The following is a 23,311-nucleotide window of genomic DNA, read 5'->3' as shown; positions in this document are numbered from 1 at the left end:
ATTCTGGCTAGAATTCAAGACATACTGTAAAACCTTAAAATCTAACCCCTGAGATTGAAAAACAAATGACAAAGCCCACCACAAAGATAGCGCCATTAGATCCAGCTTTTCATGGAGAGTCCAACTATGAGGTGGGACTGGAGGCTCTTCTTGTGGAAAAGAGAAATTTAGTTGCAAAAACAGAAGCAGAACCACAGGCTACAAGGGAAACAATACAGTCTGTAAGAGAAGAACTCCAAATTATTGAAGGATTGTGGGAAAACTATCATATTGGAATGAATGTTTTCCGTAATGCAAAGGGCGGCAGAGATGGTATTAGAGAAGTCAAAACTGATTAAATTAATATAGGTTGTAAATAGCCTTTAATTCGAACAATGCACTCTGAAAAAATAAAAAATTTTTCACATAAAAGACGGCAAGCAGAGCAAAGTGGTGGAGAAGAAAGAATTCAAGGCCAGCATGAAAAGGGTAAGCTTACTGCCCGAGAACGAATCGATCTATTGCTTGATGAAGGAAGCTTTACAGAAATTGACGCCATGACAACTCATCATTATTATGAATTTGACATGCAGAACAAAAAATTCTTTGGAGATGGTGTAGTGACAGGATATGGAACCATACATGGAAAACAAGTTTTTCTTTTTGCTTATGATTTCACAGTTCTTGGCGGAACACTAAGTGAGATGGGAGCCAAAAAAATTACAAAAATTATGGATCATGCAGTCAAAGTCGGATGTCCTGTAATTGGAATAATTGATTCAGGTGGAGCAAGAATCCAAGAGGGAATACTAAGTCTTGATGGCTTTGCTAGCATATTCTATCATAATCAACTTGCATCTGGGGTAGTTCCTCAAATTACTATTAGTGTTGGACCGTCAGCAGGAGGAGCAGTATATTCACCTGCAATGACAGACTTTGTAATTATGGCTGACAAAATTGCTACCATGTTTGTAACAGGTCCAGAGGTTGTCAAGACAGTGCTTGGAGAAGAAGTATCCTTTGATGAACTTGGAGGTGCAATGTCTCATGGAAGAAACAGTGGTGTAGCACACTTTGTAGGAAAAAATGAGTATCATTGTATGGATATTGTTAAAACACTTTTGTCATATATCCCTCAGAACAGTACAGAGGAAGCACCTGTTGTAGAAACTGGTGATGATCCAAACCGACTAGACAACAATCTCATAAATATAATTCCAGAAAATCCACTACAACCGTATGACATGAAAGAAATCATATCATCCATAGTAGATAATCATGTGTTCTTTGAGATACACGAATTATTTGCACCAAATGTAGTAGTTGGATTTGCAAGACTTCATGGAAAGACTATAGGAATTGTCGCAAATCAACCAATGGTACTTGCAGGAGCACTGGATATTGATTCATCTAACAAGGCATCTAGATTCATAAGGTTCTGTGATTGCTATAGTATTCCAATTATCACTCTGGTCGATACTCCAGGATACATGCCTGGAACCCAACAGGAACATGCAGGAATTATCCGTCATGGAAGTAAACTCTTGTATGCTTATTGTGAAGCTACAGTGCCAAAAATTACACTTATCATAGGTAAAGCGTATGGTGGAGCCTATATCGCAATGGCAAGCAAAAATCTTGGAACTGATGTCAATTATGCTTGGCCTACTGCACAGATAGCTGTGCTTGGTTCTGAGGCAGCCGTAAGAATCATGAACCGAAAAGAACTTGACTCTGCAAAAGATCCAACCGCATTGAAAAAACAACTTGTTGATAATTTTACAGAAAAATTTGCTAATCCTTACGTAGCTGCATCGTACGGCACAATTGATTCTGTGATTGATCCTGCTGAAACAAGACCAGCTCTAATTCGTGCCTTGGATGCCTTGACAAATAAGAGGGAAAGAAGAATTCCAAGAAAACATGGGAACATTAATCTCTAGAACGGTATGATAAAGAAAATTTTAATCTCAAACAGAGGCGAAATTGCAATCCGTGTCATCAAAGCATGTAATGCATTAGGAATAAAATCAGTGGCAGTTTATTCTGATGAGGACGTAAATTCAAGACATGTCAAGATGGCTAGTGAAGCATATCACATAGGTCCTGCATCTCCTACACAGAGCTATCTGAACATGGAAAAAATAGTAGAGACTGCAATTAGCTCTGGTGCTGATGCAATCCATCCTGGATATGGATTTCTTTCTGAAAATGCAGACTTTGCGGATCTTTGTGAGAAGAAAAATCTCAATTTCATAGGACCTTCTGGCAAATCAATGAGACTCTGTGGCGATAAAATGGAATGCAAAGGAGCAATGATGAAAGCCAAAGTTCCAACTGTGCCTGGAAGCCCAGGAATTGTTGAAGAGGTTGAAAAAGCATTGAACATTGCACACGACATTGGATATCCAGTTCTACTAAAGTCAGTTTTTGGCGGAGGCGGTAGAGGAATTAGACTAGTACACAATGAACAAGAATTGAGACAAGCCTTTGAGGTTGCTTCTGGTGAATCCAAAGCAGCATTTGGTAAATCTGCACTATTTGTTGAGAAATTCCTTCCAAAAATAAGACATATTGAACTTCAGTTAGCACGTGACAAACATGGAAATGCAGTACATATCTTTGAGCGAGAGTGTTCTATCCAAAGAAGACACCAAAAACTTATCGAAATGTCTCCATCTCCGGTAGTTGATCAAAAAACACGTGATCAAATAGGAGAGCTAGCAGTAAATGCAGCAATTGCTGTTGACTATCATAATGCTGGAACTGCAGAGTTTCTGAGACTGGATGATGGAACCTTTTATTTTATAGAAATAAATGCAAGATTGCAAGTTGAACATCCAGTAACTGAGCTAGTTTCAGGTCTTGATCTTGTCAAGTTACAAATTGATATTGCAAATGGAAAAGAAATTCCTTTCAAACAAAAAGATCTCAAAGTAAATGGTTGTTCCATAGAATGTCGAATAAATGCAGAAGATACATTTCTAGACTTTGCACCGTCTACTGGAAAAATATGGGATGTTAATATTCCATCAGGCCCAGGAGTACGAGTGGATACCTATCTCTATCCTGGTTGTACCGTATCACCTTACTATGATTCACTTATGGGTAAGCTTATCACATGGGGACAAAACTTTGAAGAAGCTAGACAAAGAATGGCACTTGCACTATCTGATTTCTACATTGAAGGTGTCGAGACTGCTATACCATTATACAAGACCATATTGAACAGCAAGGAATTCATCAATGGTGACTTGTCTACAGACTTTCTTGATAGGTTCAAGATACTTGACAGGTTACAGGATGATTTGAAAAATGATGCATCACAAAAATCAGAAGCTGCACTAGCTGCAACACTCGTACATTCAGAATTTCTCAAAAACAAGATAAAACCGCGTAAAGAACATAACGTTAGATGGAAAACACAAGTGGATAGACATTGATATGAAATTCAAACTAGAAAATACCGGAGAAAACTTGGATGGAGACATCATCAAATCCCTTGGTAATAACGAGTTTATACTGCAAATCCAAGGAAAAGAACGTGATCTCAAAATCATAACCATGACCCATGATAAGGTCGAGTTTATGCTAGACAGCGTTTATCACATTACAAAATATCTTGAAAATAGTACTAATAGAATTACACTTGTAGTCGATGGCGTAAAACTGACATTTAACAAACGTCCTGAAATGGACAAAATTGTTTACAAAAACTCTGGAGCTGATTCTACTTCTGATTCTCAAATAAATCTAAAAAGTCAGATTCCTGGCAGAGTCGTGTCAATAAATGTGGCTGCTGGAGATGATGTCAAGAAAGGGGATGTAGTTTGTGTTTTGGAGTCTATGAAAATGCAAATTTCCATCAAGTCTCATAAAGATGGTGTTGTCAAAGCCATGAAAATAAAACAGGGTTCATCTGTTGCAAAAAATGATGTACTTGCAGAGATCGAATAAATATTTTTCAAAATTACTGACAAGGAATTTTGTGTTTTATTGTTGAACAAAATTTGTTAATAATTTTGAATTTTTTTTATCTGCGATATATCTCTAGAATTAACTATGTTCGGTGTTATCTTTTGTTATGATGAATTTACCGTCAAATATGGAACTATTTGTAATGATTACTTCCTTGTTTTCATCTAGGACGGTTGTAAATTCTGGAGTTATCTTGGTGATAATCCCAGTATACTTATCTGATGAACTTTTCAATTCAATCTTGTCTCCTTCTGTGTATGGCAGTCGATCATTTAATGGAATTTCTTTCATGATTCGGATATAACCTTGTATTATTGCATTATTTGGAACCACATATTCTGTACCCTGATCTGTGATTACCTTTGTATACATCATGTTAATTTCCTCAACTTTTCCATGTATGTTGTCATTTACTATCATGATTGAATCGCCAATCTTGGCTGGAAATGTAGTAAGCATCAATCCTCCTGCGAATATGTTACCTACTATTGTTGACATTCCAATGCCGACAATAATTGCTGCAACTCCTCCACCAACTAGGATCTCCTGCGGTTCTATATTCCACTGGTATAGCAAAGATATGCTTGCCATCAGAGATATCACTACTATAGCAAAAAATGAAACGCTTGCAGAGAATTGTGCTGGCATCTTATTTGAAAATCTTTTGAGAACACGTCTGATGGCAGTAATGATTACTAACACAAGTATTATGGTAACAATTGTCTTTGCTATCTGGATGTGTATGTATTGCAACCCCATTGCGGGTGCAACAAATATTTCAAAAATAGATAAGCTAACCCAAGCTATTATTGCTATAACTATTGCCTTTATTGTTAGATTGGTAAATTCGTGTTTTAGAGATTTTTGTTTTAATTTACGTGATTGCAGTATTGATATGTTGTCTTTGTAATCATTTTGTTTTGGAACAGTCATCTGATCCTAACGTCGTTCTTAATATTTAGATTTTGGTAATTTCTAATACTTCTAATTAATATATAAAATATTTTAAAAATAAATTAAAAGAGATTCCACTTTATTTCTTGAGAAAGTTCATGATCTCTTGATAGTTTGGTTCTACCAATGGATTGTCTGAAACCCATTTGTAGACTATGTTTCCGTCCTCATCTACTATGAACACAGATCTTTTTGCTGCATCATATCCCTTCACGTGCAACAAGTCAGGCATTAGAATATCGTAATCTCTTATTGTCTGACTCTTATAGTCTCCAAGTATTGGAAAATTAAGATGTTGGGATTCTGCAAACGCTTTATTTGCAAATGGGCCATCATTACTAATTCCTATTACTTGAGCACCAAGTTTTGATATCTGATCCCATTCGTCTCTAAAAGTGCACATTTCCTTTGTACATACCGGAGAACTTGCCGCTACAAAAAATGACAAGACCACTTTTTTTCCTTTAAAGTCATCTAGACTTTGCATTTTTAATTCTGTATCTACTAGAGTGAAAGGCGGTGCCTTTTGTCCTACATTTACCATAGAGTATGTTTTGATATTGTCATATATCAATCATTTTAGAAATTAAAGTGGTTGAAATCCATTAATATGTAAAATTGAAGATATTATTCATTTTCAACAAAATTGTTGAAAAATTTGTTGGCAATGAAAATTATGATCGTATAATGTGCATAGATTTTTATACTCTCCGACTGGCTTGTTAGCTACTTTGGTAGGAGAAGCTGCTAGTAGTTTCAGTCCAATCTTGTTGTTATTCACATTTGCAATTGTAGCAACAGGGCCGACTCTAATTCTTTCTAGAATGATTGCACCAAGACGTACTCCTAACCCAGTCAAGTTTTTGCCAATGGAATCTGGCCAAGTTCCACAAGGAGAGGGGCGTACCCACTTTATGATGCAGTATTATTCATTTGTCTTGATGTTTGTTGTATTTGATGTTGCGTCGATCTTTTTGTATGCTTGGGGAAGCAGTATTCTCGATTTGCCAAAGTCTGCAACTCTTCCAATAATAGGATTTCTTGCAATAATTTTTGCGGCATTTGCGTTTGCATTGTATCAAGCAGGGAGGAAGGACATTTGGTAACTTTTAAATCAAATATGACAAAGATTCGGGATGGGGAAGAATAATGATAAAAGAATTACTTAATCAAGATACTGCACCGCACGCTACTAATGTTCTAGTTGGAAAGCTTGGTGATGTACTTATCAGAGCAGTAGGAAAACCATTTGACATGGCTATCAACTGGGGTAGAATCTACTCCCTATGGCCAGTACACCTTGAGACTGCATGCTGTAGTGTGGAATTTGGTGCTGCCTCTAGTCCTAGATATGATGTTGAAAGATTTGGTATCATAGAAGCATTTGGTTCTCTCCGGCAATGTGATCTTATTGTTGTAATGGGAACAATTACTAGAAAAATGGCTCCTAGATTGAGAATGGTCTATGATCAAATGCCTGATCCAAAGTATGTCATAGCAATGGGAGCATGTGCAATAACTGGAGGATTATACTTTGACTCGTATAATGTACTACCTGGAATTGATGGGATTCTTCCAGTTGACATTTATGTTCCTGGATGTCCACCACGACCTGAAACACTAATTCAAGGAGCTATGTTACTTCAAGAAAAAATAAAACGGATGAAGGCTAAATAGCCATGAGCTCTGGAACTGAAAAGGACATAGAAGTTAAAGATACTACAGAGGAACATTCTGAAAATTCTGAAAATACTACCAAATCTGATTCAATGTCAAAAGGTGAGGCAAAAAAGTTCTATGAAGAAAAAGGATTGGACTTGTCTCCGGATGTTCCTGTCAAGCCAAAACCAGTTCCAATATTTGAAAAATCATTGGCAGATAAAATTTCATCAAAGTTTGGAGATAAAATACATGTAGACTATGTAAGAGCTGACAGAATTAGGGTGACTACTAAAAAAGAAGACATAGTAGATGTTGCTAAATTTATACGGGATGAATTAAAGTATGATCATGCAGAATCTGTATCCGGAGTTGACTATCCGGATTCAAATGAAATTGAAGTTATTTATCATCTAGGATCTTATACTGATGAAAAACTTGGAAGACAAATTTTTGCACTTGCAACCCGAGTTCCAAGAGAAGATATTCCAAATCCAGGTTCTGATACAACAAGAACTCCGTCATTACGTGATGTGTTTTATAGTGTGGAATTTCATGAAAGAGAGTGTTTTGAAATGTTTGGCGTTTACTTTGAAGGTCATCCTGATATGAGAAGATTGCTTTTACCAGAAGATTGGGCAGATATACCGCCATTTAGAAAAGATTTCAAGATAAAGGGAAGATAATATGACAACACAACTACCTCCCGGAATGCATCTTGAGACAGTGGACGACAAAATAATGACACTTAACGTAGGTCCTCAACATCCTGGTTCTGGACATATGAGATTAATTATCAAAGTCGATGGCGATTACATTGTTTCTTGTGATCCTGATCCTGGTTATGTACATCGAGGAGAAGAAAAAATGGCTGAATATAGAAATTATATTCAAAACATTCCTCATCTTGAAAGGCCTGTAATACACGATTCTTCCAACATTTTGTATCCTTATTGTCTTGGAGTGGAAGAATTATTGGGAATTGAAGTTCCAGAACGTGCAAAATACATCAGGGTCATTGCAGCAGAACTGAATCGTTGTATCTATGTTCTATACTGGTTGGCCATCTACGGAATATTCTTAGGTCACTCTACTATGTTTATGTGGCCCGCAGGTGACAGAGAACTTTTCATTGATCTTTTAGAAGCAATGTCTGGTGCTAGAGTAACTCATGCATATCTAGTGCCTGGTGGAGTACGAAATGATTTGCCATCTAATTTTGAGGAGCGATGTTTACGTCAAGTTGAATATTTTGAAAAAAGACTCAAAGAATATGAAGCAGTATTCTATCAAAATCCTCTCTTGAAAGCAAGAACAGAGGGAAGTGGAATATTATCAAGAACTGACGCTATCCGACTTGGTACTACAGGTTCTGTACTCAGAGCATCTGGTGTTGATTTTGATGTAAGAAAAAAAGAACCATATGATGTCTATGAAAACCTAGACTTTCAAACAATAGTTATGAAAGAAGGAGACTCGTATGCAAGATCTCGGGTGCCTTATCTTGAGATGTTTGAAAGCTGTAGAATAATAAAAGATGCATTAAGAAAGATGCCAAAATCTGGTTCTGTGCGCACAAAACTAAAACCAAATCCAAAAGGAGGAAATGATGAAGTTTATCGTAGAATAGAATCTGGTAGAGGTGCAATTGGATATTACATTGTATCTAACAATAGACCAGAACCCTATAGAGTGAAGATAAGCGTTGGCTCGTTTAGAAATCTAATTTGTATGCCATATTTGTTAAAAGGAGAAAAACTAGGTAATATGCCGGCAGTTTATTGGGGTCTTAATTACTGGCCTGTGGAGGCAGATAGATAAATGTCAACTATTGCACCGCAGTTTAGGTTAAGTCGATTCATAGGTTCCTTATTTGATCTGATATTCTGGGTCATTCTGATCTTCAGTCTAGTTGGATTGCCAATAGTCTTTATCGTCTTGTTTTACATCAAGCTGCCTGTAATTAACAACCAACTGATGACACCTTATTTGGCAATGACATGGATGGCAGATCCATCGCGTACTTTGCCAATTGTCAAGAGCTTTATGCATACTACTATCTTCAAAGTTATGGCATTTCCAGGATTTGGGTTTGCTGCTTTGCTTGCTGCTGCAACAATATTTGTTGAAAGAAAATTCCTTGCAAAAATACAACTCCGCGTTGGTCCACTCTATTGTGGAAAAATAGAAGGAATATTGCAACTGATGGGTGATGGCTTTAAGCTAATGAGCAAAGAAATCATTATTCCTGCAAAAGCTGACAAGCCAATTTTCTGGCTCGGTCCATTGTTATTTGTTGGTGCCGCCGGTGCATTTGTTTCTCTTATTCCAGTTGCTCCGGGGTGGGTAGTTGCAAATCCAAATGTTGGACTTTTAGCAGTGTTTGCAGTAATTGGTTTCTTCCCGATAATTGCTGTACTTACTGCATGGGCAGCAAATAGTAAATGGACATTCATCGGAGGTCTTAGGGCACTCCATCAAATGGTTGCTTTTGAAATTCCATTGATACTTTCACTTCTTGGAGTAGTGATACTTTCTGGAAGTCTGAATCTTTCACAAATTGTAGTGTCACAAGAACACTATTGGTGGATAGCTTTTCTTCCAATTGGTGCTATAGTATTTTTCATTACCATATTGGCAGAACTTGAAAGAGTTCCATTTGATCTTCCTGAAGCAGAAAGCGAGATAGTTGCAGGATGGCTAACAGAGTTCTCTGGAATGATGTATGGATTAATTCAACTTGGAACCTATTTGAAACTATATGCATTTGCAGGATTGTTTGTAGTATTATTCCTTGGTGGTTGGAATGGCCCAATGGTCTGGCCACCGTTCCCACAGGATATAATAACTCAAGGAATTACAATTGGTCCTGTCACTGCCAAGTTCCCGGGATTACCACTCTTTGATCAGGAAATGCTTAATGGTACACTATGGTTTGTGATCAAGACTGTAGGAGTTATACTCTTAATTCTGTTACCGCGTGGAGTTTTCCCACGAGTCAGAATAGATATGATATTGCATACTGGTTGGTACAAACTAATTGGTCTTGCATTCATTAACATCTTTATAGCTCTCGGATTGCTATACGCAGGTGTCTTGGGACCTGGAGGATTGTTGCAATGAGTAATGTAATTGGAATAATACGTGCACTAAATTCCGGTGTAAAACATCTTGCGGTAAAACGATTTACATTACGCTATCCTGAACAGAAATTAAAATTTGTAGGTGATGGCTTTCAATTCAATCCAGAAACTGGAGTGGGAATTGCTGGGTTGAGAGGAAGGCACATACTATTCCATGAGCACTGTACTGGTTGTCAGCTTTGCTCGGTAGCATGTGAGGGGATAGCAGAGGCCATAAGTATGGTCAAGGTTCATGAGACGTGGAAGCATAACAAGAAAGCCATAATGCCACAGATAGATTACGGTAAATGTGTATTCTGTGGCTTATGTGTTGATGCATGTCCATTCTATGCACTCTACATGACCAACGACTATGAGCTTTCTTCTTTTACAAAATCTGCTTTAATTTACACCCCTGCTCAACTTGCCATAAAGCCAAAGATTTCACAAGATGTTGAAATAAAGATCGATGACAGGGGTGCTTCACATGGTTGACTCGGTATTTCTAGCTCTATCTGTTCTGACAATTGGTTCTGCAATTGTAGCACTCGAAATACGCTCTTTGATATATGGCTCAATCGCATTGATGCTTACATTATCTGGTGTTGCTGGATTCTTTCTGCTTTTAGATGCACCATTTGTAGCAATGTTCCAACTTTCAGTTTATGTGGGTTCAATTGCAGTTCTTATATTATTCACAGTCATGTTAGTCAGACGAGAACTTATTTTCAATAAGGTCGAAGACAAACGCAGAAGGTATGCTGGTATTGGATTGATGATTGTACTTATGTTGGGTATAGGAACAATAATCATTGGCTCTGGTCTGAAAACAATGGATACAAATTCGTCCGCAGTAGATTACAAAAAGATAGGGGAAGACTTTCTAACATATTATTCGCCTGCATTAATAGTGATGGCATTAATTTTGGCATCATCAATTATCGGGGCAATGACACTAGCAAGAAGGGAGGATGTTATAGATGACCAACGCACTGATTGATTTTATTCTAGTTTCAGTGGCATTGCTTGCCATTGGAATCTATGGAATTGCAGTAAAGAGAAATGCAATCCGTATGCTTTTTGGCATAGAGATGATTGTCAATTCTGCCAATCTCAATTTGGTAGCATTTTCAAGATACATACCAAACAGCCAAGGGCAAACATTTGCTCTCTTCTCAATCGCTATAGCTGCAGCAGAAGTTGCAGTCGGGCTGGCACTTGTGATTGTGGCATATAGGATGTACAGAAACATTGACATTGCAGACTTTAGGAGCTTGAAAGGGTAATGCAATTCGTACTATTGCAGGCTCTGTTACTGCCACTATTGCTCTCTCCGGTTGCATATTATATCGGACGCAAGTCTGGGCCTACTGCCGCAGCATTGTTTAGTTTTGGGTTGCTGCTGTATTGCACTGTACTAGTCATTATTCCGGCGCTTTCAGGAAGCTATGAAGAACATTACAAATGGACTCAACTATTTGGAGAATTTGGTTTATTGCTTGACGGCCTTGCTTCTCCGTTTGCAATCATAATATACCTAATATCGACTGTATTGGCACTCTTCTCAAAACCGTATATGGTTTCCAGAATTACTACCATATTTGAAGAACGAATGAATTCTGAAAAACAACTGGTAGGAGGCGGTACTGAACTGATAGAATCCTCTTCTCTAAAAAGTCACGTTAATCACCAAATTGGAGCATACTATGCACTCTTCCTAGTGATGGCAATGGGTATGCTTGGAACCGTACTTGCAACCAATTTGATAGAATTTTATGTCTTCTTTGAGGTCATGCTTATTCCGGCATTTTTCATGCTAGCAATTTGGGGGTATGAATCAAGACGAAGAGTAGCATTACTGTTCTTTTTCTGGACTCATGTTGGTGCTGTTATTCTTTTGCTTGGTTTTCTTTCAATCGGTCTCAGTGTTGGCAGCTTCAATTATGCAGACATCAAAACACATGGTATACCGCCGCATATTCTCGCACTTGCAGCCGTTGCAATCATAGTTGGGCTTGCAGTAAAGATGGCAGCATTTGTAGTACACATGTGGTTGCCACATGTGTACCGGGCTTCACCAACACCCCTTAACGCACTGTCCTCTGGAGCTATGTTAGGAGTTGGTGCATACGGACTCTTTAGATTGATAGTAATGTTAATGCCTGCTCAATACGAACACTTTGCTCTGGCCTTGAATATTTGGGGCTTGATAACTATGATCTATGGCGGAATAATGGCACTGGTGCAAGATGACATTAGAAAATTATTTGCTTATTCTAGCATTAGTCAAATGGGATATATTTTATTTGGAATTGGTTCTGTTTCTGCACTTGGCCTTTCTGGTTCTGAACTGTTCTTTATCTCTACCAGTCTGGGAAAAGTAATCTTGTTCATGATGGTTGGCGCAATAATTTTGCAAGTTGGAACTCGTAGCATAACAAAGATGGGAGGTCTTGCAGGAAAAATGCCGATAACAGCAGTTTGCGCAATGATTGGTGCCCTTACTCTCATGGGTATTCCACCAACTAGTGGATTCATGGCAGAGTGGACAATGTTTTATGGTGCACTCCAAACTGCAATTCAACAAGGCTCAATGATACGAATGGTTACATTTGGTCTAGGTTTGGTTGCAACTGTAATTACAATGGCATACATACTATGGATGATAAAACGAGTCTTCTTTGGAAAACTTCCAGAACATCTGGAAAAAACAAAAGAAGCCAACTGGTATGTTACAGGCCCAATGATGGTCTTGGCAGGATTTAGTGTTGTTATTGGAATATATCCGGACATATTTTTTAACCAAATAATTCCTTTCATGAAGGGATTGGTGGGGATTTAGAAAATGGCAATTTTATCTTTTGATTTCATTTCTGGATTGGGAGACCTTCGAGTATGGGCAATTTGGATACTGCCATTTATTGCAGCTGTTGTAATACCAGCTGTTGGAAAAGCTTCCAAACGTGCAACTGGCTTTGTTGCAGTAGCATTTGCTCTTGCAAGTGCAATCTCTGCCATGACCCTTCTTCCGGCAGCCCTTGGTAATCATGAGATACACAACCAAATTCCTTGGATCTCATCAATTGGACTAAAGGCTGGAGTTTTAGCTGATCCACTTGCTGTACTGATGAGCAATGTTGTTGCTTGGATTTCATTTTTGATATTTGTATATAGTACTGGATACATGAAAGGAGACAAGGATCTAACTAGATTCTTCTTCTGGATGGCATTCTTCTTGGGTTCAATGCAGCTTATTGTTTTGTCTGATAACTTTTTGCAACTCTTCTTTGGTTGGGAAGGAGTAGGCCTTGCATCATATGCATTGGTAGGATTTTGGTATAGGGACAAGAAGAAGGATTATGTTGGAACAGAAGGACGACACGTGCTTGGTCTCATAGACTATTATTCTCCGACTCATTCTGGAATGAAGGCATTCATCATGACCAAGGTTGGTGATATCATGATGCTGGCTGGCATGTTCCTGATCTTTGCATTTGCAGGTACCTTTGGATTTAGGGAATTAACTGAAAATACTAGCTGGGCAACTGCCATGTCTGCACAGCATTTGTTGATTCCGGCCGCTGTCTTGTTGTTTGGTGGCGCAATAGGAAAATCTGCACAATTTCCACTAAATGAATGGCTACTTGAAGCAATGACAGGACCTACTGCAGTTTCAGCACTCATTCATGCTGCAACAATGGTAAAGGCCGGTGTATTTTTGGTAGCAAGATTAGCTCCTCTATTCTTTGCATTGGCTGCAATTGGAATCAATATGGATCAGTTCTTTGAGGTAATAGCATGGGTAGGGGCAATAACTGCACTTCTTCTTGCTACACAAGGAATGGTACATCCGGAAATAAAGAAAGTTCTTGCATACTCTACTGGTTCTCAGATAGGATACATGATGATGGCTCTCGGTGTTGCTGGTCTTTCAAAACAATTTGTTGATGGTTATACAGCTGGATTCTTCCATTTGATTTCACATGCCATGTTCAAGGCATCGTTGTTCATGGCTGCGGGTTCTATATTACACGTTGTAGGTTCTAGGTTTATGACCGATATGGGAGGTCTGAGAAAATACATGAAAAAGACCTATATCTTCATGTGGGCAGCCGGTCTCGGCTTGATGGGAGCTCCATTTATCACAACAGGTTTCTGGAGTAAAGATGCCATATTTGCAGCAGTTTATCAATCAGGTAACACCTGGGCACTTCCATTATTTACAATTGCAGTAGTCACTGCAGTGATAACGGCATTCTATACAACCAGGATGATTGGATTAGTATTCTTTGGTAATAAAAGCAAGCATATTGAAGAATTAGAAAAGGAAGGACACCATGTACACGAAGCTGGTCCTTCAATGTGGGTTCCATATGGAATACTTGCTGTATTGACAATTGGAGTAGGTGTAATGGGTCTTGCATTTGAACACCAGATACATGATCTCTTTGTTAATTACTTGGGTTCAACCTTTGGAATAAAGTCTGATGTTGGGGCTGTTGCAATTGGATCACAACCATTACTTGGCGGATTCCTAGAAGGTGTCAATCCTATAGCTCTTATGGCCTCACTGGCTGCATTTGCAATTGGATTTGGACTGGGCTATGTCTTCTATATTGGAAGATTTGCTGATCCGGTTAAATTTGTAAATTCAAACATATTCTTTTACGCTATTCACAAGTTCTTCCTAAACAGATGGTATCTCAATGCATTAATCTATTGGGGGTTTGTGGTAGCCCCGCTATACATTGCAAGGGGTCTCTACAAGTACTTTGAGAATATTGTATTAGAGGGATTCAATGTGGTTCCAGAGAAGACTATGGCTGGAGGTGCAAGAATAATGCAGGCTACGCAGACAGGAGTTTCTCAATCTTATCTTTACATCTTTGGGGTAGGTATACTAATCGTAGTATTCCTGTTGTTAATTTAGGAGATAGAAAATGATAGACTTTACATCAACACCAATCATGTTAACTTTGATACTTGGAGCAGTGGGAGTACTAATTCCAGTAATTAATGTAGCAAGAAAAGAAAAAGGTTCATCTGTTTATGGTGCTATAACTCTTGGCGCATTACTTGCAGCAATTGGATTTGTTATCTACCAAATAATTACAAAACACGTAACCCAGTCTGCAATTTTCTCATCAAATGTTCTAGTTGATGACAAGTTTGGATCATTCTTTGCAATTGCAATGTTGATTGTTGGAATAATGACAACAGTTGGCTCGTTTAGCTATATGCGTAAAAGAGCCAATCCTGCAGTATACTATTCATTAATTCTACTTTCGTCAGTTGGAATGATACTGATTGCATACTCTACTGATCTTGTAATGCTGTTCATTGCATGGGAACTCATGAGTATCCCAACATATGTCTTGGCTGGATATCTCAAAAAAGATCCCTCGTCAAATGAAGCCGCAATCAAATATTTCCTATTTGGTGCGTTATCATCTGGAATCATAATCTATGGAATTTCAATTGCATATGGTCTAACTGGCTCTACAAACATAGAACAGGTAATTGTTGGGTTCTCAAAGCTTGGACCCGACATGATGCCTCTCGCAATACTTGCTGTTGGCATGTTCATAGCTGGTTTTGGATTCAAAATAGGACTAGTTCCATTCCACATGTGGTTGCCTGATGCATACGAAGGCGCTCCTCCAACAATAGCTGCATTACTTGCAGCTGGTACAAAGAAAGCAGGTTTTGCTGCCGCCCTGAGAGTAATAATCATGGGTGCAATAGCACTCAATCTTCACTGGGCGTTTGCACTTGCAGTCATTGCCATTGTGACCATGACTGTAGGAAACTTGGCCGCAATCAAACAAAGAAATCTCACAAGAATGCTGGCTTATTCCAGCATCGGACAAGCAGGATACATTCTGATTGGTCTCAGTGTAGCGCCAGTCTCACCCATTGGAATTCAGGCCTCGTTGTTCCACATCTTGAATCATTCTGTAATGAAGGCATCTACTTTCATTGCTGTTGCAGGAATAGTTACAACTCTTGGTGTTACTCATATTGAAAAGATAAAAGGTCTTGGCAAAAGAATGCCTATCACTGCACTCGGTCTTACAATTTCGTTACTTGCACTAGCTGGTGTACCACCACTTAATGGATTTTGGAGTAAACTAATGTTGTTTGGTTCTGCAATAGATGCGGGTCATACTTTGTCATGGGCTCCATATCTTGCAGTGGCAGGAGTTCTTAACAGTGCACTCTCACTTGCTTATTATGGTTGGATAATTAGAAAAATGTACTTTGAAGAAGGAGAGTCAAACAAGAGACTAAAGGAACCAAAATCAGTAATTGCAGTTATGATATTCTCAATAATCTTCATAGTTGGAATAGGTATCTATCCAGATCCAGTTATCGAATTTGCAAAATCGGCTGTTCCTATTATGAGTGGACTGCCAGTTATACACTAAGCATAGTCAAGTCTAGAAGACTTTCTAATCTTGTTCTAGCAGGACCGTCATTAATTTTTCTTAATGCTGTCTTTGCTTTCTTGGAATAATTGTTGAGCATTATATCCATCCGGTCAAATACAATGCGCGGATCAGAGCTTTTCTTGATCAGTGTATTGAATAACTTGTCTTCATTGTTCCAGTCTTGCAAATCATCTCTAATTTGATATGCTATTCCCATATTTTTGCCATATTCTGCAAGTGCTAAAATTTGTTCTTCTGTACCTCCGCCTAATATGGCTCCAATCTTTGCCGCTGCTTCGAATGCAGTAGCTGTCTTGTACTCCATCACCTTGACATAGTCATCAAAAGTAACATCTTCACTTGTCTCTAATCTAGTTTCAATCATCTCTCCCTCACTCATCATCATTGCAGTAATTGCAAGTTCTCTTCCTATTCTTGCATTATCCAGACGAGATGAAATATTCAAAATTAAACCTAAGACAAAATCTCCTGTTATGATGCTGGTGTTATATCCGTACTTTATATGAAAAGGATCCTTTCTTCTTCTTAGAATTTCATTATCGATGATGTCATCATGAATTACAGACTCGGTGTGTAATAGTTCTACAGCACATGATGCAGAATATGCATTTCCATCACACTTTCCTACACTTTCTGCAGACAAGATGAGAATTAGCGGTCTTATTCTCTTACCGCCTTCTAGAGAATACTGCAACGGCTCGAAAAATTCTGAGGCAGAATATAGCTCTAATTCTTGTTTGATTGCATCGTCAACCTTGGCTATGTAATTTTCAAAGTCTTTTATGAGCGGATTTATTTCAAAATTCTTTCTATCCAAGAATTTACACTAGCAACCGTAACCCTAGTTAGAATATTAATGCTTTTGAAAGGTGGTGCTCCAGCCGGGATTTTCATCATAAAGAATTTGAACCCGGGTCGTAGGATTGAAAGTCCCACATGCTTGACCGGTCTACACCACTGGAGCCCAAATTGCATCCTATTTTATATCCATAAAATCCTTTTGAAGCCATTCCAAAGATTTTTTTATTGCTGGAATTTGACAATTATTATGAGTTCTCTTATTACAAGAATTGACAAGATAATTGAAGATCAGAGTTTGTTAAAGCACAAATTCTATGTAATGTGGAATGAAGGCAAGTTATCAATAGATGCTCTTAGCGGTTATTCAAAAGAATATTTTCAGCTAGTAAAATCCGTTCCATCATTTGTAGGACAAGTGATGGAGAATAGTCCATCTGAAATCAAGAATAAAATTGCCGCGAATAGAGACGAGGAGTCTGAACATATAGAACCATGGATAAAATTTGCAGCAGCATTAGGAGTGTCACAAAATGAACTAAGACAATATGCAGGCCTTGACTATACACAACAAGCCATTTCAAATCTTTCATGTCTGATGAATACATTTGAGGGCGGGGCTTCTGCGATGTATGCTTTGGAGCAAGAAATACCAAAGATTAGCTTATCAAAAATAGATGGACTGAGAAAATTCTATGGTCTTTCAGATGATGATGCAATAGAATATTTCAGACTTCACGCAGAAGCTGACATACGACATGCTGCTCTCTGGAGAAAAATCTTGGAAAAAACTCCTGCATCTAGAGAAGACGAACTAGTGGAAATAGCTAGCAAATCATTGGCGGCTCAAAACCTCTTACTTGACAGCTGTTACAATGCTTACTGCTAACCTCTATACTATTTTATAGCGCATGTCAATTTGCTCTTTCGTAGGGCCCATAACTCAGCTTGGTAGAGTAACCGGCTCATAACCGGTGAGCCAAGGGATCGAAGCCCTTTGGGCCCACTATTTGGTTTCTTCCAGTCTGTGACATTATCTTTGGTTACTGAATGTATCTGATGTGGTACTGATAAATAATGAACGAAAACATGGAAATAAAATTTTTCATTGTAATATACTAATTTTAAAATAAGCAGTAAATTATCCTCCATTGGCCGCAATGAAGAATCAGAGTTATAACTGACACTATGATGTGAAGGCATTTGTCTGAGCTGCCTCTCTTTTGAAAATAACTTGATAAGTTTTGTACAAAAATGTGTTCGTAAAATTTTATAGAGTATATATAAAGCGCATATTTAAACACCGAAATGCCTCAAACAAAACCTATTGTAAGCATAGAAAATGTTGTGGCATCAGCTTCAGTTGATCAAAGAATTGATCTTAATGTAATAACTCAAACATTTCCTGATGTTGAATATCATCCTGATCAATTTCCAGGTTTAGTTTTTCGAATAAAATCACCAAAGACTGCAACATTGATCTTCAGTTCTGGAAAAATGGTTTGTACTGGAGCAAAATCTGAAGAACAGTCGATCAAGGCAGTGCGTAGTGTTGTTCAAACATTGCGAAAAGGTGGAATTAAGATAAAAAAAGATGCAGTAATTGTAATTCAGAACATGGTTGCTTCTGCTAATCTTGGTGGTAAGATACATCTGGAACAAGCTGCAAGAAGCCTTCCACGAAGTATGTATGAACCAGAACAATTTCCTGGTCTAATACATAGGATGATTGATCCAAAAACTGTTATACTGTTGTTTGCGTCTGGAAAACTTGTCTGTACTGGAGCAAAAAAAGAATCAGATGTTTACAGATCAGTACATAATCTGCATACACTTTTAGAAGAAAAAAAATTAATGATCTACGAAAGCTAAGTACATCTACTTGATTTTTGATGAATCTACTTGTTTTTTAATTCTGCCAAGAGTCTGTTCATCCAAAATATTTTCAGTGTGTAAAATATTGGAAATGGTAAGTATGTCCGTAATTTCATACAATTTTACTTTTTCAGCCTCTAGATTTTCACGTGCACCTTCAAGTCTATTGACTATTACAAATGCCGAGTCTACTACTATTTTGGCGTCTTTTAGAGCTTTGATAGCACCAAGTAGTGAATGACCTGTTGTTCCAACATCATCTACTAGAACCACTCTTGATCCTTCTGGTATTTTTCCCTCTATGAGGCTGCCAGTACCATAGTCTTTTATTTTTTGTCTGATGTAAATCAAAGGTTTCACAGTTTCCATGGCCAAAGCGGATGATATTACAAGCCCTGATGTTGGAACTGATGCGATGTAATCAAAACTATCTAACCCTATTTTTTCTGATATTAAATTCTGAACAGCCTTTACCATCTCTCTGAATTGGTGTGGAAAACTTGGTACTAGTCGAAGATCTATGTAGTATACACTATCCTTTCCGCTTGAAAGCCTGAAGTTTCCAAACTTGATTGCACCACTCTCTTGCAAAAATATTGCAAATTCTTTGACAAAATCCACTGAAAAATTTACCGAACTAGATTTATTTTAACTGTCCCTTCGGTATGGTATGCCTGAAATTTGGCTTAGCTATGGGTCTACCGATGTTGTTCTTGATGTTAGGGCGGAGAATCTAGAAAAACAAATAGAATCTGGAGGTGTAAACTTGAGCGATTCTGAGATTGCCTCAAAATTAGAATCTCTTGACATGTCAAAACCAACAGAATTTGTTATAATGGAACATTCCAAAACAATTCAAAAAATTATTTCTGTTTTATTGGATATATGCACAAAAAAATCTCTGCCAAAACCAAAATTCTTAGTGGACAAGTCAAACTTGAATTTTGTAAAAAATGTTTTGTCTGATCCTACAATTTCTATATCTGAATTAGATGCATCTCAATTTTCTAATGCTAATTTGATTTTTATTGGAGAAATGGAATTTGACGGACTATTTGGATATAATACTATGTCCACTAAACTACTGCGAAGATTTGGCAGGGACAATATGCTTGAGGCATATGAAAAAAGAGAAGGAAATCTTCCGCTTCCTGGTTATGAGTTACAAACTATGCAAGTTGCAAAAAAATTCACTGATAGCTTTGAAATATCTTCTATCGAAATTGTAGCAAATAAGACAGGTGTAATTGATATCGCTGCAGGTCATCCATCCTCTACCTTCTCATTGACAAAATCTTTGTCATCTAGTGCAATACATGAGAATGAAAAACATAGAGTAGCAATTGTTAGTACTGGAAAAGAGGCAAGCAATGAGACACTGAGCAGATCACTTTCCTCCATATGGAATTGTTCAAGTGCAATAAAAGAGGAAGGATTGGTAATACTTCTTGCAGAGTGTAAAACTGGATTGGGTTCTGATGCAATTCAGCAATATGTTGAGGGACGAATGAGTTTGGATAGGCTGAAAAATCCTTCCAAATATGTGGATGGATTGGAAGATTTGCTATTTTTGACAGAAATGCGCAAGAAATTTGGGATAGGCATTGTATCAATTTTGCCATATCTTTATACAAAAGATAAATTAGAAATGATTCCATTTAGTGGTGCAAAGGAAACCATGGATTATGTTCTTAAAACATATGGTGACAGGCAAAAGATTACAATTATTCCTGATGGCTCTCACATCTTATTACGGTAAAATGGAGAATGGTAATGGTGCACAAAGAAACGCAAGTGCAATAACAAGTCCAAACATTTTTTTTCTTTTTTGCGATAATGGTGATATGTCATCTAATGGTTTGACGTCCTGACTTCTCATGCTAAACATCAATACAAACAATGCCATGATGTAATACCCAGTTGATGCAAGAATTCCTATGCTTACATATGTCAAAATTCTGTGCCACTTGATACCAAATGTAGCTCTTGCAATGTGACCGCCATCAAGTTGCCATGCTGGAAGAAGATTGAGAAATGTTATGAGGAATCCAAACCATGCTGCCAATAACACTGGTGACATTACAAGTTCTTGATTTGGTACATGTTTTCCAACAAGGAATACTGTAGCATCCATTATTATGCTAGAATGTAGATCTATCAGACCTGATTTTTCCAAGAGTGCATTAGCTTGTGTACTCGGTATCATCGGTGACAAGTATGCACCATATGTGGAAACAATTATTGCTACAACAAAGCCTGCAATTGGGCCAGAAATTCCAACATCAAACAGTATGTTTCTGTTTATAATCAAACCACGCGACATTATGAGCGCTCCAAAAGTTGGTACAAAACCTAGTACTGGAATTCCCGGAATAAAATATGGCCAACTAATTCTAAGTTTATGTCTCTTTGATGCAATCATGTGGCCAAGCTCATGGATACCAAGTATTCCAATCAATGAGGCAGTGTAAAGAATTGCTATGTAAAATGGGTCATTCCCTTTTACAACGGAATTAATACTGATGGCTCTATAGTATCCATCAACTAATACTGTAACTATTGTAGCAACAAATAACGCTCTTGGAATCCACGATCGGCGTGACTTTGGAGGTTCAAATCTTGAAACCAGTACGAATATTCTCCCAGAATTTGATTCTAGTCTGGCAATCATGTTTTTTGACTCCATGTGCTGAACTAGCTGGCGAAACTTTTCAGTTACATTGTTTCCCGAAATTTCAATTTGTAATACGGTTGGACTTTGATTAAATCCAACTATGGTAAAATACGAGGAAACCGCTGATAAAACTTCATCAAGAGTTGATATATTTGACTATGTGTCTTTTACTGTAATTATTTCTTTTATTTTTGCTTAAAGTTAAATAATTAATAATTCCAGTATCATTATAATGCAGGTAGCATTACGAGAGATTGGTAATTGCGTTATTCGTAGATGTGATCTATCTGATTTGATTCCAACTATGGAGATAAACCTCAAAACACTGCCTGAGCACTATTCAGATTATTTCTATGAAAGTCTACTTGCTGAGCTGCCTGAAGCATTTCTAGTAGCTGAGGTGGAAAATAATCTTGTAGGATACATAATGTGTAAAATCGAATATGGTTTTTCAAATTTCAAAAAACTCGGCTTTGTAAAAAAAGGTCATGTTGTATCAGTTGCGGTATTAAATGAGCATCGAAGAAAAGGTATTGGGGAAGGACTAGTTCAGGAAGCAATTGCAGGGGTAAAACTAAAAAAATCAGATGAGCTGTATCTTGAGGTTCGGTGTAGTAATAATGATGCCGTAAGGCTCTATGAAAAACTTGGATTTATCATAAAACAGCGACTAAAGGCATATTATCGTGACGGCGAGGATGCGTATCTCATGGCAATTGAGTTTGCTTACTAGCTTAAGATAAATAAGTCACAAAAAGACTCCTAGCTTATGACAAGGCAGCGAACTATTGGAATAATGATATTTGTCTTGGCAATCGTAGGCTTTTTTCTCTATGCATATCTGCTGATGCTCTCTGAATGGAGTCCTATTGTACTACAACTTTCAGTGCTTATGGCAGTGGGAGGAATTCTTGGAGTAATTTCTTGGATTGGATACAATATGGCAACCTCAAGACCATCTCCTTCATCTCTTGTGACAGATGACAAGTAATCATTTGGATATGGCTGCATCCACTACTGCCTGATAAAATCTTGGACCTACAGGCCGTACAATTTTTGCACCCAGTATTTCAGATTTGATACTTACAACGCTTAGAAAATGTTGTGACGCTAACGATGAAACCTGATCTTTTTTTTCTGCATGGGTATGGCAATAGTAATGTATCACAGCTTTTTTCTTTGCAGCCTTGATGGCAGACTCGAGAAACTCATCTGATCTTTCTGGTAATAACATTAGAATTCTGTCTCCAACATCGTGTAATTTTTCTTCTATCACTCTTGACGCATCTCCTTCTATTGACTCAACAGTTCCTTTTAGTTTATTCAATAATATGTTCTCAGAACATAATCTAGCTGCATCAGGATTGATATCAATATTATATACATGACACTTTTTCTTTTTTGCTGCTACGATGGAAAACATTCCGACTCCTCCAAACATGTTGATTATTGTTTCTCCATCCTCCACGATCTCTGCAATTCTTTCTCGTTCTGTTGAAAGTCTGGGTGAAAAAAAGGCTTTTTCCACATCTACTTTGAACCTACAACCATGTTCCTTGTATTCCGTCTCAGTTTTGTCATCTCCTGCCAAAAGCTCTAACTTTCTTATTCTATAGTCTCCTTCTACTGGGGATGATTGGTAATAAACTGATTTTGCTGTCTTTACCTTGTCTAAAAGAACCTCGCCAATTATTTTCCTCTTAGACAAAAGGGAATCTGGGACTCTTAATATGATGATATTTCCTATCTGATCAAATGCGCCATAAAGCTCCTCTGCTTCCGCTTCTGTGAGGATTCCATCTACTGCTTGTTTTAACATC

26 protein-coding genes and 2 tRNA genes are annotated in these 23,311 nt (G+C 37.8%); 21 read left to right on the top strand and 7 right to left on the bottom strand.

All coding sequences use genetic code 11. The annotated features are described in order from the left end of the window. Window positions 1-65: 65 nt before the first annotated feature. The 4 genes from BQ3481_RS07440 to BQ3481_RS07425 are packed head-to-tail and all read left to right on the top strand — an operon-like array spanning window position 66 to window position 3,936. Complete coding sequence (locus BQ3481_RS07440) at window positions 66-338, top strand: hypothetical protein (RefSeq protein WP_157927706.1); 273 nt, start codon at window positions 66-68, stop codon at window positions 336-338. A 36-nt stretch (window positions 339-374) separates the two neighbouring features. Then, a complete protein-coding gene (locus BQ3481_RS07435; RefSeq protein ID WP_157927705.1) occupies window positions 375-1,922 on the top strand; it encodes an acyl-CoA carboxylase subunit beta in 1,548 nt (515 codons plus the stop codon). A gap of 6 nt (window positions 1,923-1,928) precedes the next feature. Beyond that, the gene (locus BQ3481_RS07430) at window positions 1,929-3,422 is read left to right on the top strand and encodes an acetyl-CoA carboxylase biotin carboxylase subunit (protein WP_157927704.1); all 1,494 of its coding nucleotides are present in this window, start codon (window positions 1,929-1,931) and stop codon (window positions 3,420-3,422) included. Between the two features lies 1 nt (window position 3,423). After that, on the top strand, window positions 3,424-3,936 hold the full coding sequence (locus BQ3481_RS07425; RefSeq protein WP_157927703.1) for an acetyl-CoA carboxylase biotin carboxyl carrier protein subunit: 513 nt from the start codon (window positions 3,424-3,426) through the stop codon (window positions 3,934-3,936). A 99-nt stretch (window positions 3,937-4,035) separates the two neighbouring features. Here BQ3481_RS07425 and BQ3481_RS07420 read toward each other — a convergent pair whose 3' ends face one another. Both BQ3481_RS07420 and BQ3481_RS07415 read right to left on the bottom strand, forming a co-directional pair. Beyond that, window positions 4,036-4,890, bottom strand: coding sequence for a mechanosensitive ion channel family protein (locus BQ3481_RS07420; RefSeq protein WP_157927702.1), 855 nt, complete (start codon window positions 4,888-4,890; stop codon window positions 4,036-4,038). Between the two features lie 100 nt (window positions 4,891-4,990). Next, window positions 4,991-5,455, bottom strand: a complete 465-nt coding sequence (locus BQ3481_RS07415) for a redoxin domain-containing protein (protein WP_157927701.1) — start codon at window positions 5,453-5,455, stop codon at window positions 4,991-4,993. Window positions 5,456-5,642: 187 nt separating this feature from the next. On the opposite strand from BQ3481_RS07415, the gene BQ3481_RS07410 reads away from it, so the two are divergent. Genes BQ3481_RS07410 through BQ3481_RS07360 form a run of 11 tightly spaced genes read left to right on the top strand, consistent with a single transcriptional unit; the run spans window position 5,643 to window position 16,120 of the window. After that, a complete protein-coding gene (locus tag BQ3481_RS07410) occupies window positions 5,643-6,017 on the top strand; it encodes an NADH-quinone oxidoreductase subunit A (protein ID WP_173848088.1) in 375 nt (124 codons plus the stop codon). Between the two features lie 43 nt (window positions 6,018-6,060). Beyond that, complete coding sequence (locus tag BQ3481_RS07405) at window positions 6,061-6,588, top strand: NADH-quinone oxidoreductase subunit B (protein ID WP_157927700.1); 528 nt, start codon at window positions 6,061-6,063, stop codon at window positions 6,586-6,588. A gap of 2 nt (window positions 6,589-6,590) precedes the next feature. Further along, window positions 6,591-7,256: an NADH-quinone oxidoreductase subunit C gene (locus BQ3481_RS07400; RefSeq protein WP_231911759.1), complete on the top strand. Its 666-nt coding sequence runs from the start codon at window positions 6,591-6,593 to the stop codon at window positions 7,254-7,256. Between the two features lies 1 nt (window position 7,257). Then, window positions 7,258-8,391: an NADH-quinone oxidoreductase subunit D gene (locus tag BQ3481_RS07395; protein ID WP_157927699.1), complete on the top strand. Its 1,134-nt coding sequence runs from the start codon at window positions 7,258-7,260 to the stop codon at window positions 8,389-8,391. Continuing rightward, window positions 8,392-9,693, top strand: coding sequence for a complex I subunit 1/NuoH family protein (locus BQ3481_RS07390; protein ID WP_157927698.1), 1,302 nt, complete (start codon window positions 8,392-8,394; stop codon window positions 9,691-9,693). Next, entirely contained in the window at window positions 9,690-10,187 is a 498-nt protein-coding gene (locus BQ3481_RS07385; RefSeq protein WP_157927697.1) for an NADH-quinone oxidoreductase subunit I, read from the top strand. The genes BQ3481_RS07390 and BQ3481_RS07385 overlap by 4 nt, the downstream gene beginning before the upstream one ends. Then, complete coding sequence (locus BQ3481_RS07380; protein WP_157927696.1) at window positions 10,180-10,692, top strand: NADH-quinone oxidoreductase subunit J family protein; 513 nt, start codon at window positions 10,180-10,182, stop codon at window positions 10,690-10,692. The genes BQ3481_RS07385 and BQ3481_RS07380 overlap by 8 nt, the downstream gene beginning before the upstream one ends. Further along, window positions 10,673-10,978: an NADH-quinone oxidoreductase subunit NuoK gene (gene nuoK, locus BQ3481_RS07375; RefSeq protein ID WP_157927695.1), complete on the top strand. Its 306-nt coding sequence runs from the start codon at window positions 10,673-10,675 to the stop codon at window positions 10,976-10,978. The genes BQ3481_RS07380 and nuoK overlap by 20 nt, the downstream gene beginning before the upstream one ends. Continuing rightward, window positions 10,978-12,534, top strand: coding sequence for a complex I subunit 4 family protein (locus BQ3481_RS07370; protein WP_157927694.1), 1,557 nt, complete (start codon window positions 10,978-10,980; stop codon window positions 12,532-12,534). Before nuoK ends, BQ3481_RS07370 begins: the two co-directional genes overlap by 1 nt. 3 nt (window positions 12,535-12,537) lie before the next feature. Then, window positions 12,538-14,622, top strand: coding sequence for an NADH-quinone oxidoreductase subunit 5 family protein (locus BQ3481_RS07365; protein ID WP_157927693.1), 2,085 nt, complete (start codon window positions 12,538-12,540; stop codon window positions 14,620-14,622). A gap of 10 nt (window positions 14,623-14,632) precedes the next feature. Beyond that, complete coding sequence (locus BQ3481_RS07360) at window positions 14,633-16,120, top strand: NADH-quinone oxidoreductase subunit N (RefSeq protein ID WP_157927692.1); 1,488 nt, start codon at window positions 14,633-14,635, stop codon at window positions 16,118-16,120. Here BQ3481_RS07360 and BQ3481_RS07355 read toward each other — a convergent pair. After that, window positions 16,110-16,961 carry a polyprenyl synthetase family protein gene (locus BQ3481_RS07355; RefSeq protein WP_157927691.1) on the bottom strand — a complete coding sequence of 284 codons (852 nt, stop codon included), beginning with the start codon at window positions 16,959-16,961 and terminating at the stop codon, window positions 16,110-16,112. The two genes, BQ3481_RS07360 and BQ3481_RS07355, sit on opposite strands and share 11 nt — an antisense overlap. Before the next feature lie 53 nt (window positions 16,962-17,014). Then, window positions 17,015-17,108, bottom strand: a tRNA-Glu gene (locus BQ3481_RS07350). 84 nt (window positions 17,109-17,192) lie between these two features. Here BQ3481_RS07350 and BQ3481_RS07345 point away from each other — a divergent pair. The 3 genes from BQ3481_RS07345 to BQ3481_RS07335 all read left to right on the top strand — a co-directional run bounded on the left by BQ3481_RS07345 (window position 17,193) and on the right by BQ3481_RS07335 (window position 18,814). Further along, entirely contained in the window at window positions 17,193-17,831 is a 639-nt protein-coding gene (locus tag BQ3481_RS07345) for a TenA family transcriptional regulator (protein ID WP_157927690.1), read from the top strand. 43 nt (window positions 17,832-17,874) lie between these two features. Continuing rightward, window positions 17,875-17,948 (top strand) — tRNA-Ile (locus BQ3481_RS07340). Between the two features lie 302 nt (window positions 17,949-18,250). Next, the gene (locus tag BQ3481_RS07335) at window positions 18,251-18,814 is read left to right on the top strand and encodes a TATA-box-binding protein (RefSeq protein WP_157927689.1); all 564 of its coding nucleotides are present in this window, start codon (window positions 18,251-18,253) and stop codon (window positions 18,812-18,814) included. Window positions 18,815-18,820: 6 nt separating this feature from the next. Here BQ3481_RS07335 and pyrE read toward each other — a convergent pair whose 3' ends face one another. Continuing rightward, the gene (gene pyrE / locus BQ3481_RS07330) at window positions 18,821-19,438 is read right to left on the bottom strand and encodes an orotate phosphoribosyltransferase (protein ID WP_157927688.1); all 618 of its coding nucleotides are present in this window, start codon (window positions 19,436-19,438) and stop codon (window positions 18,821-18,823) included. A gap of 49 nt (window positions 19,439-19,487) precedes the next feature. Here pyrE and BQ3481_RS07325 point away from each other — a divergent pair, with 49 nt between their 5' ends. Beyond that, entirely contained in the window at window positions 19,488-20,576 is a 1,089-nt protein-coding gene (locus BQ3481_RS07325) for a nickel-dependent lactate racemase family protein (RefSeq protein ID WP_157927687.1), read from the top strand. Here BQ3481_RS07325 and BQ3481_RS07320 read toward each other — a convergent pair. After that, entirely contained in the window at window positions 20,568-21,488 is a 921-nt protein-coding gene (locus tag BQ3481_RS07320; protein ID WP_231911758.1) for a site-2 protease family protein, read from the bottom strand. The two genes, BQ3481_RS07325 and BQ3481_RS07320, sit on opposite strands and share 9 nt — an antisense overlap. 235 nt (window positions 21,489-21,723) lie before the next feature. Here BQ3481_RS07320 and BQ3481_RS07315 point away from each other — a divergent pair, with 235 nt between their 5' ends. Together BQ3481_RS07315 and BQ3481_RS07310 are read left to right on the top strand one after the other, a co-directional pair. Then, window positions 21,724-22,224: a GNAT family N-acetyltransferase gene (locus tag BQ3481_RS07315; RefSeq protein ID WP_157927686.1), complete on the top strand. Its 501-nt coding sequence runs from the start codon at window positions 21,724-21,726 to the stop codon at window positions 22,222-22,224. A 36-nt stretch (window positions 22,225-22,260) separates the two neighbouring features. Then, on the top strand, window positions 22,261-22,482 hold the full coding sequence (locus tag BQ3481_RS07310) for a transcriptional regulator (protein WP_101477668.1): 222 nt from the start codon (window positions 22,261-22,263) through the stop codon (window positions 22,480-22,482). On the opposite strand, the gene BQ3481_RS07305 is transcribed toward BQ3481_RS07310, so the two are convergent. After that, window positions 22,483-23,310, bottom strand: coding sequence for a class I SAM-dependent methyltransferase (locus BQ3481_RS07305; protein WP_157927685.1), 828 nt, complete (start codon window positions 23,308-23,310; stop codon window positions 22,483-22,485). Window position 23,311 lies beyond the last annotated feature (1 nt).

The sequence above is a fragment of the Candidatus Nitrosotalea okcheonensis genome (genome assembly GCF_900177045.1).
GTDB classification, from domain to species: domain Archaea; phylum Thermoproteota; class Nitrososphaeria; order Nitrososphaerales; family Nitrosopumilaceae; genus Nitrosotalea; species Nitrosotalea okcheonensis.
Note: the sequence above shows the minus strand (reverse complement) of the source record. Positions and strands in the feature narration are given on the sequence as shown.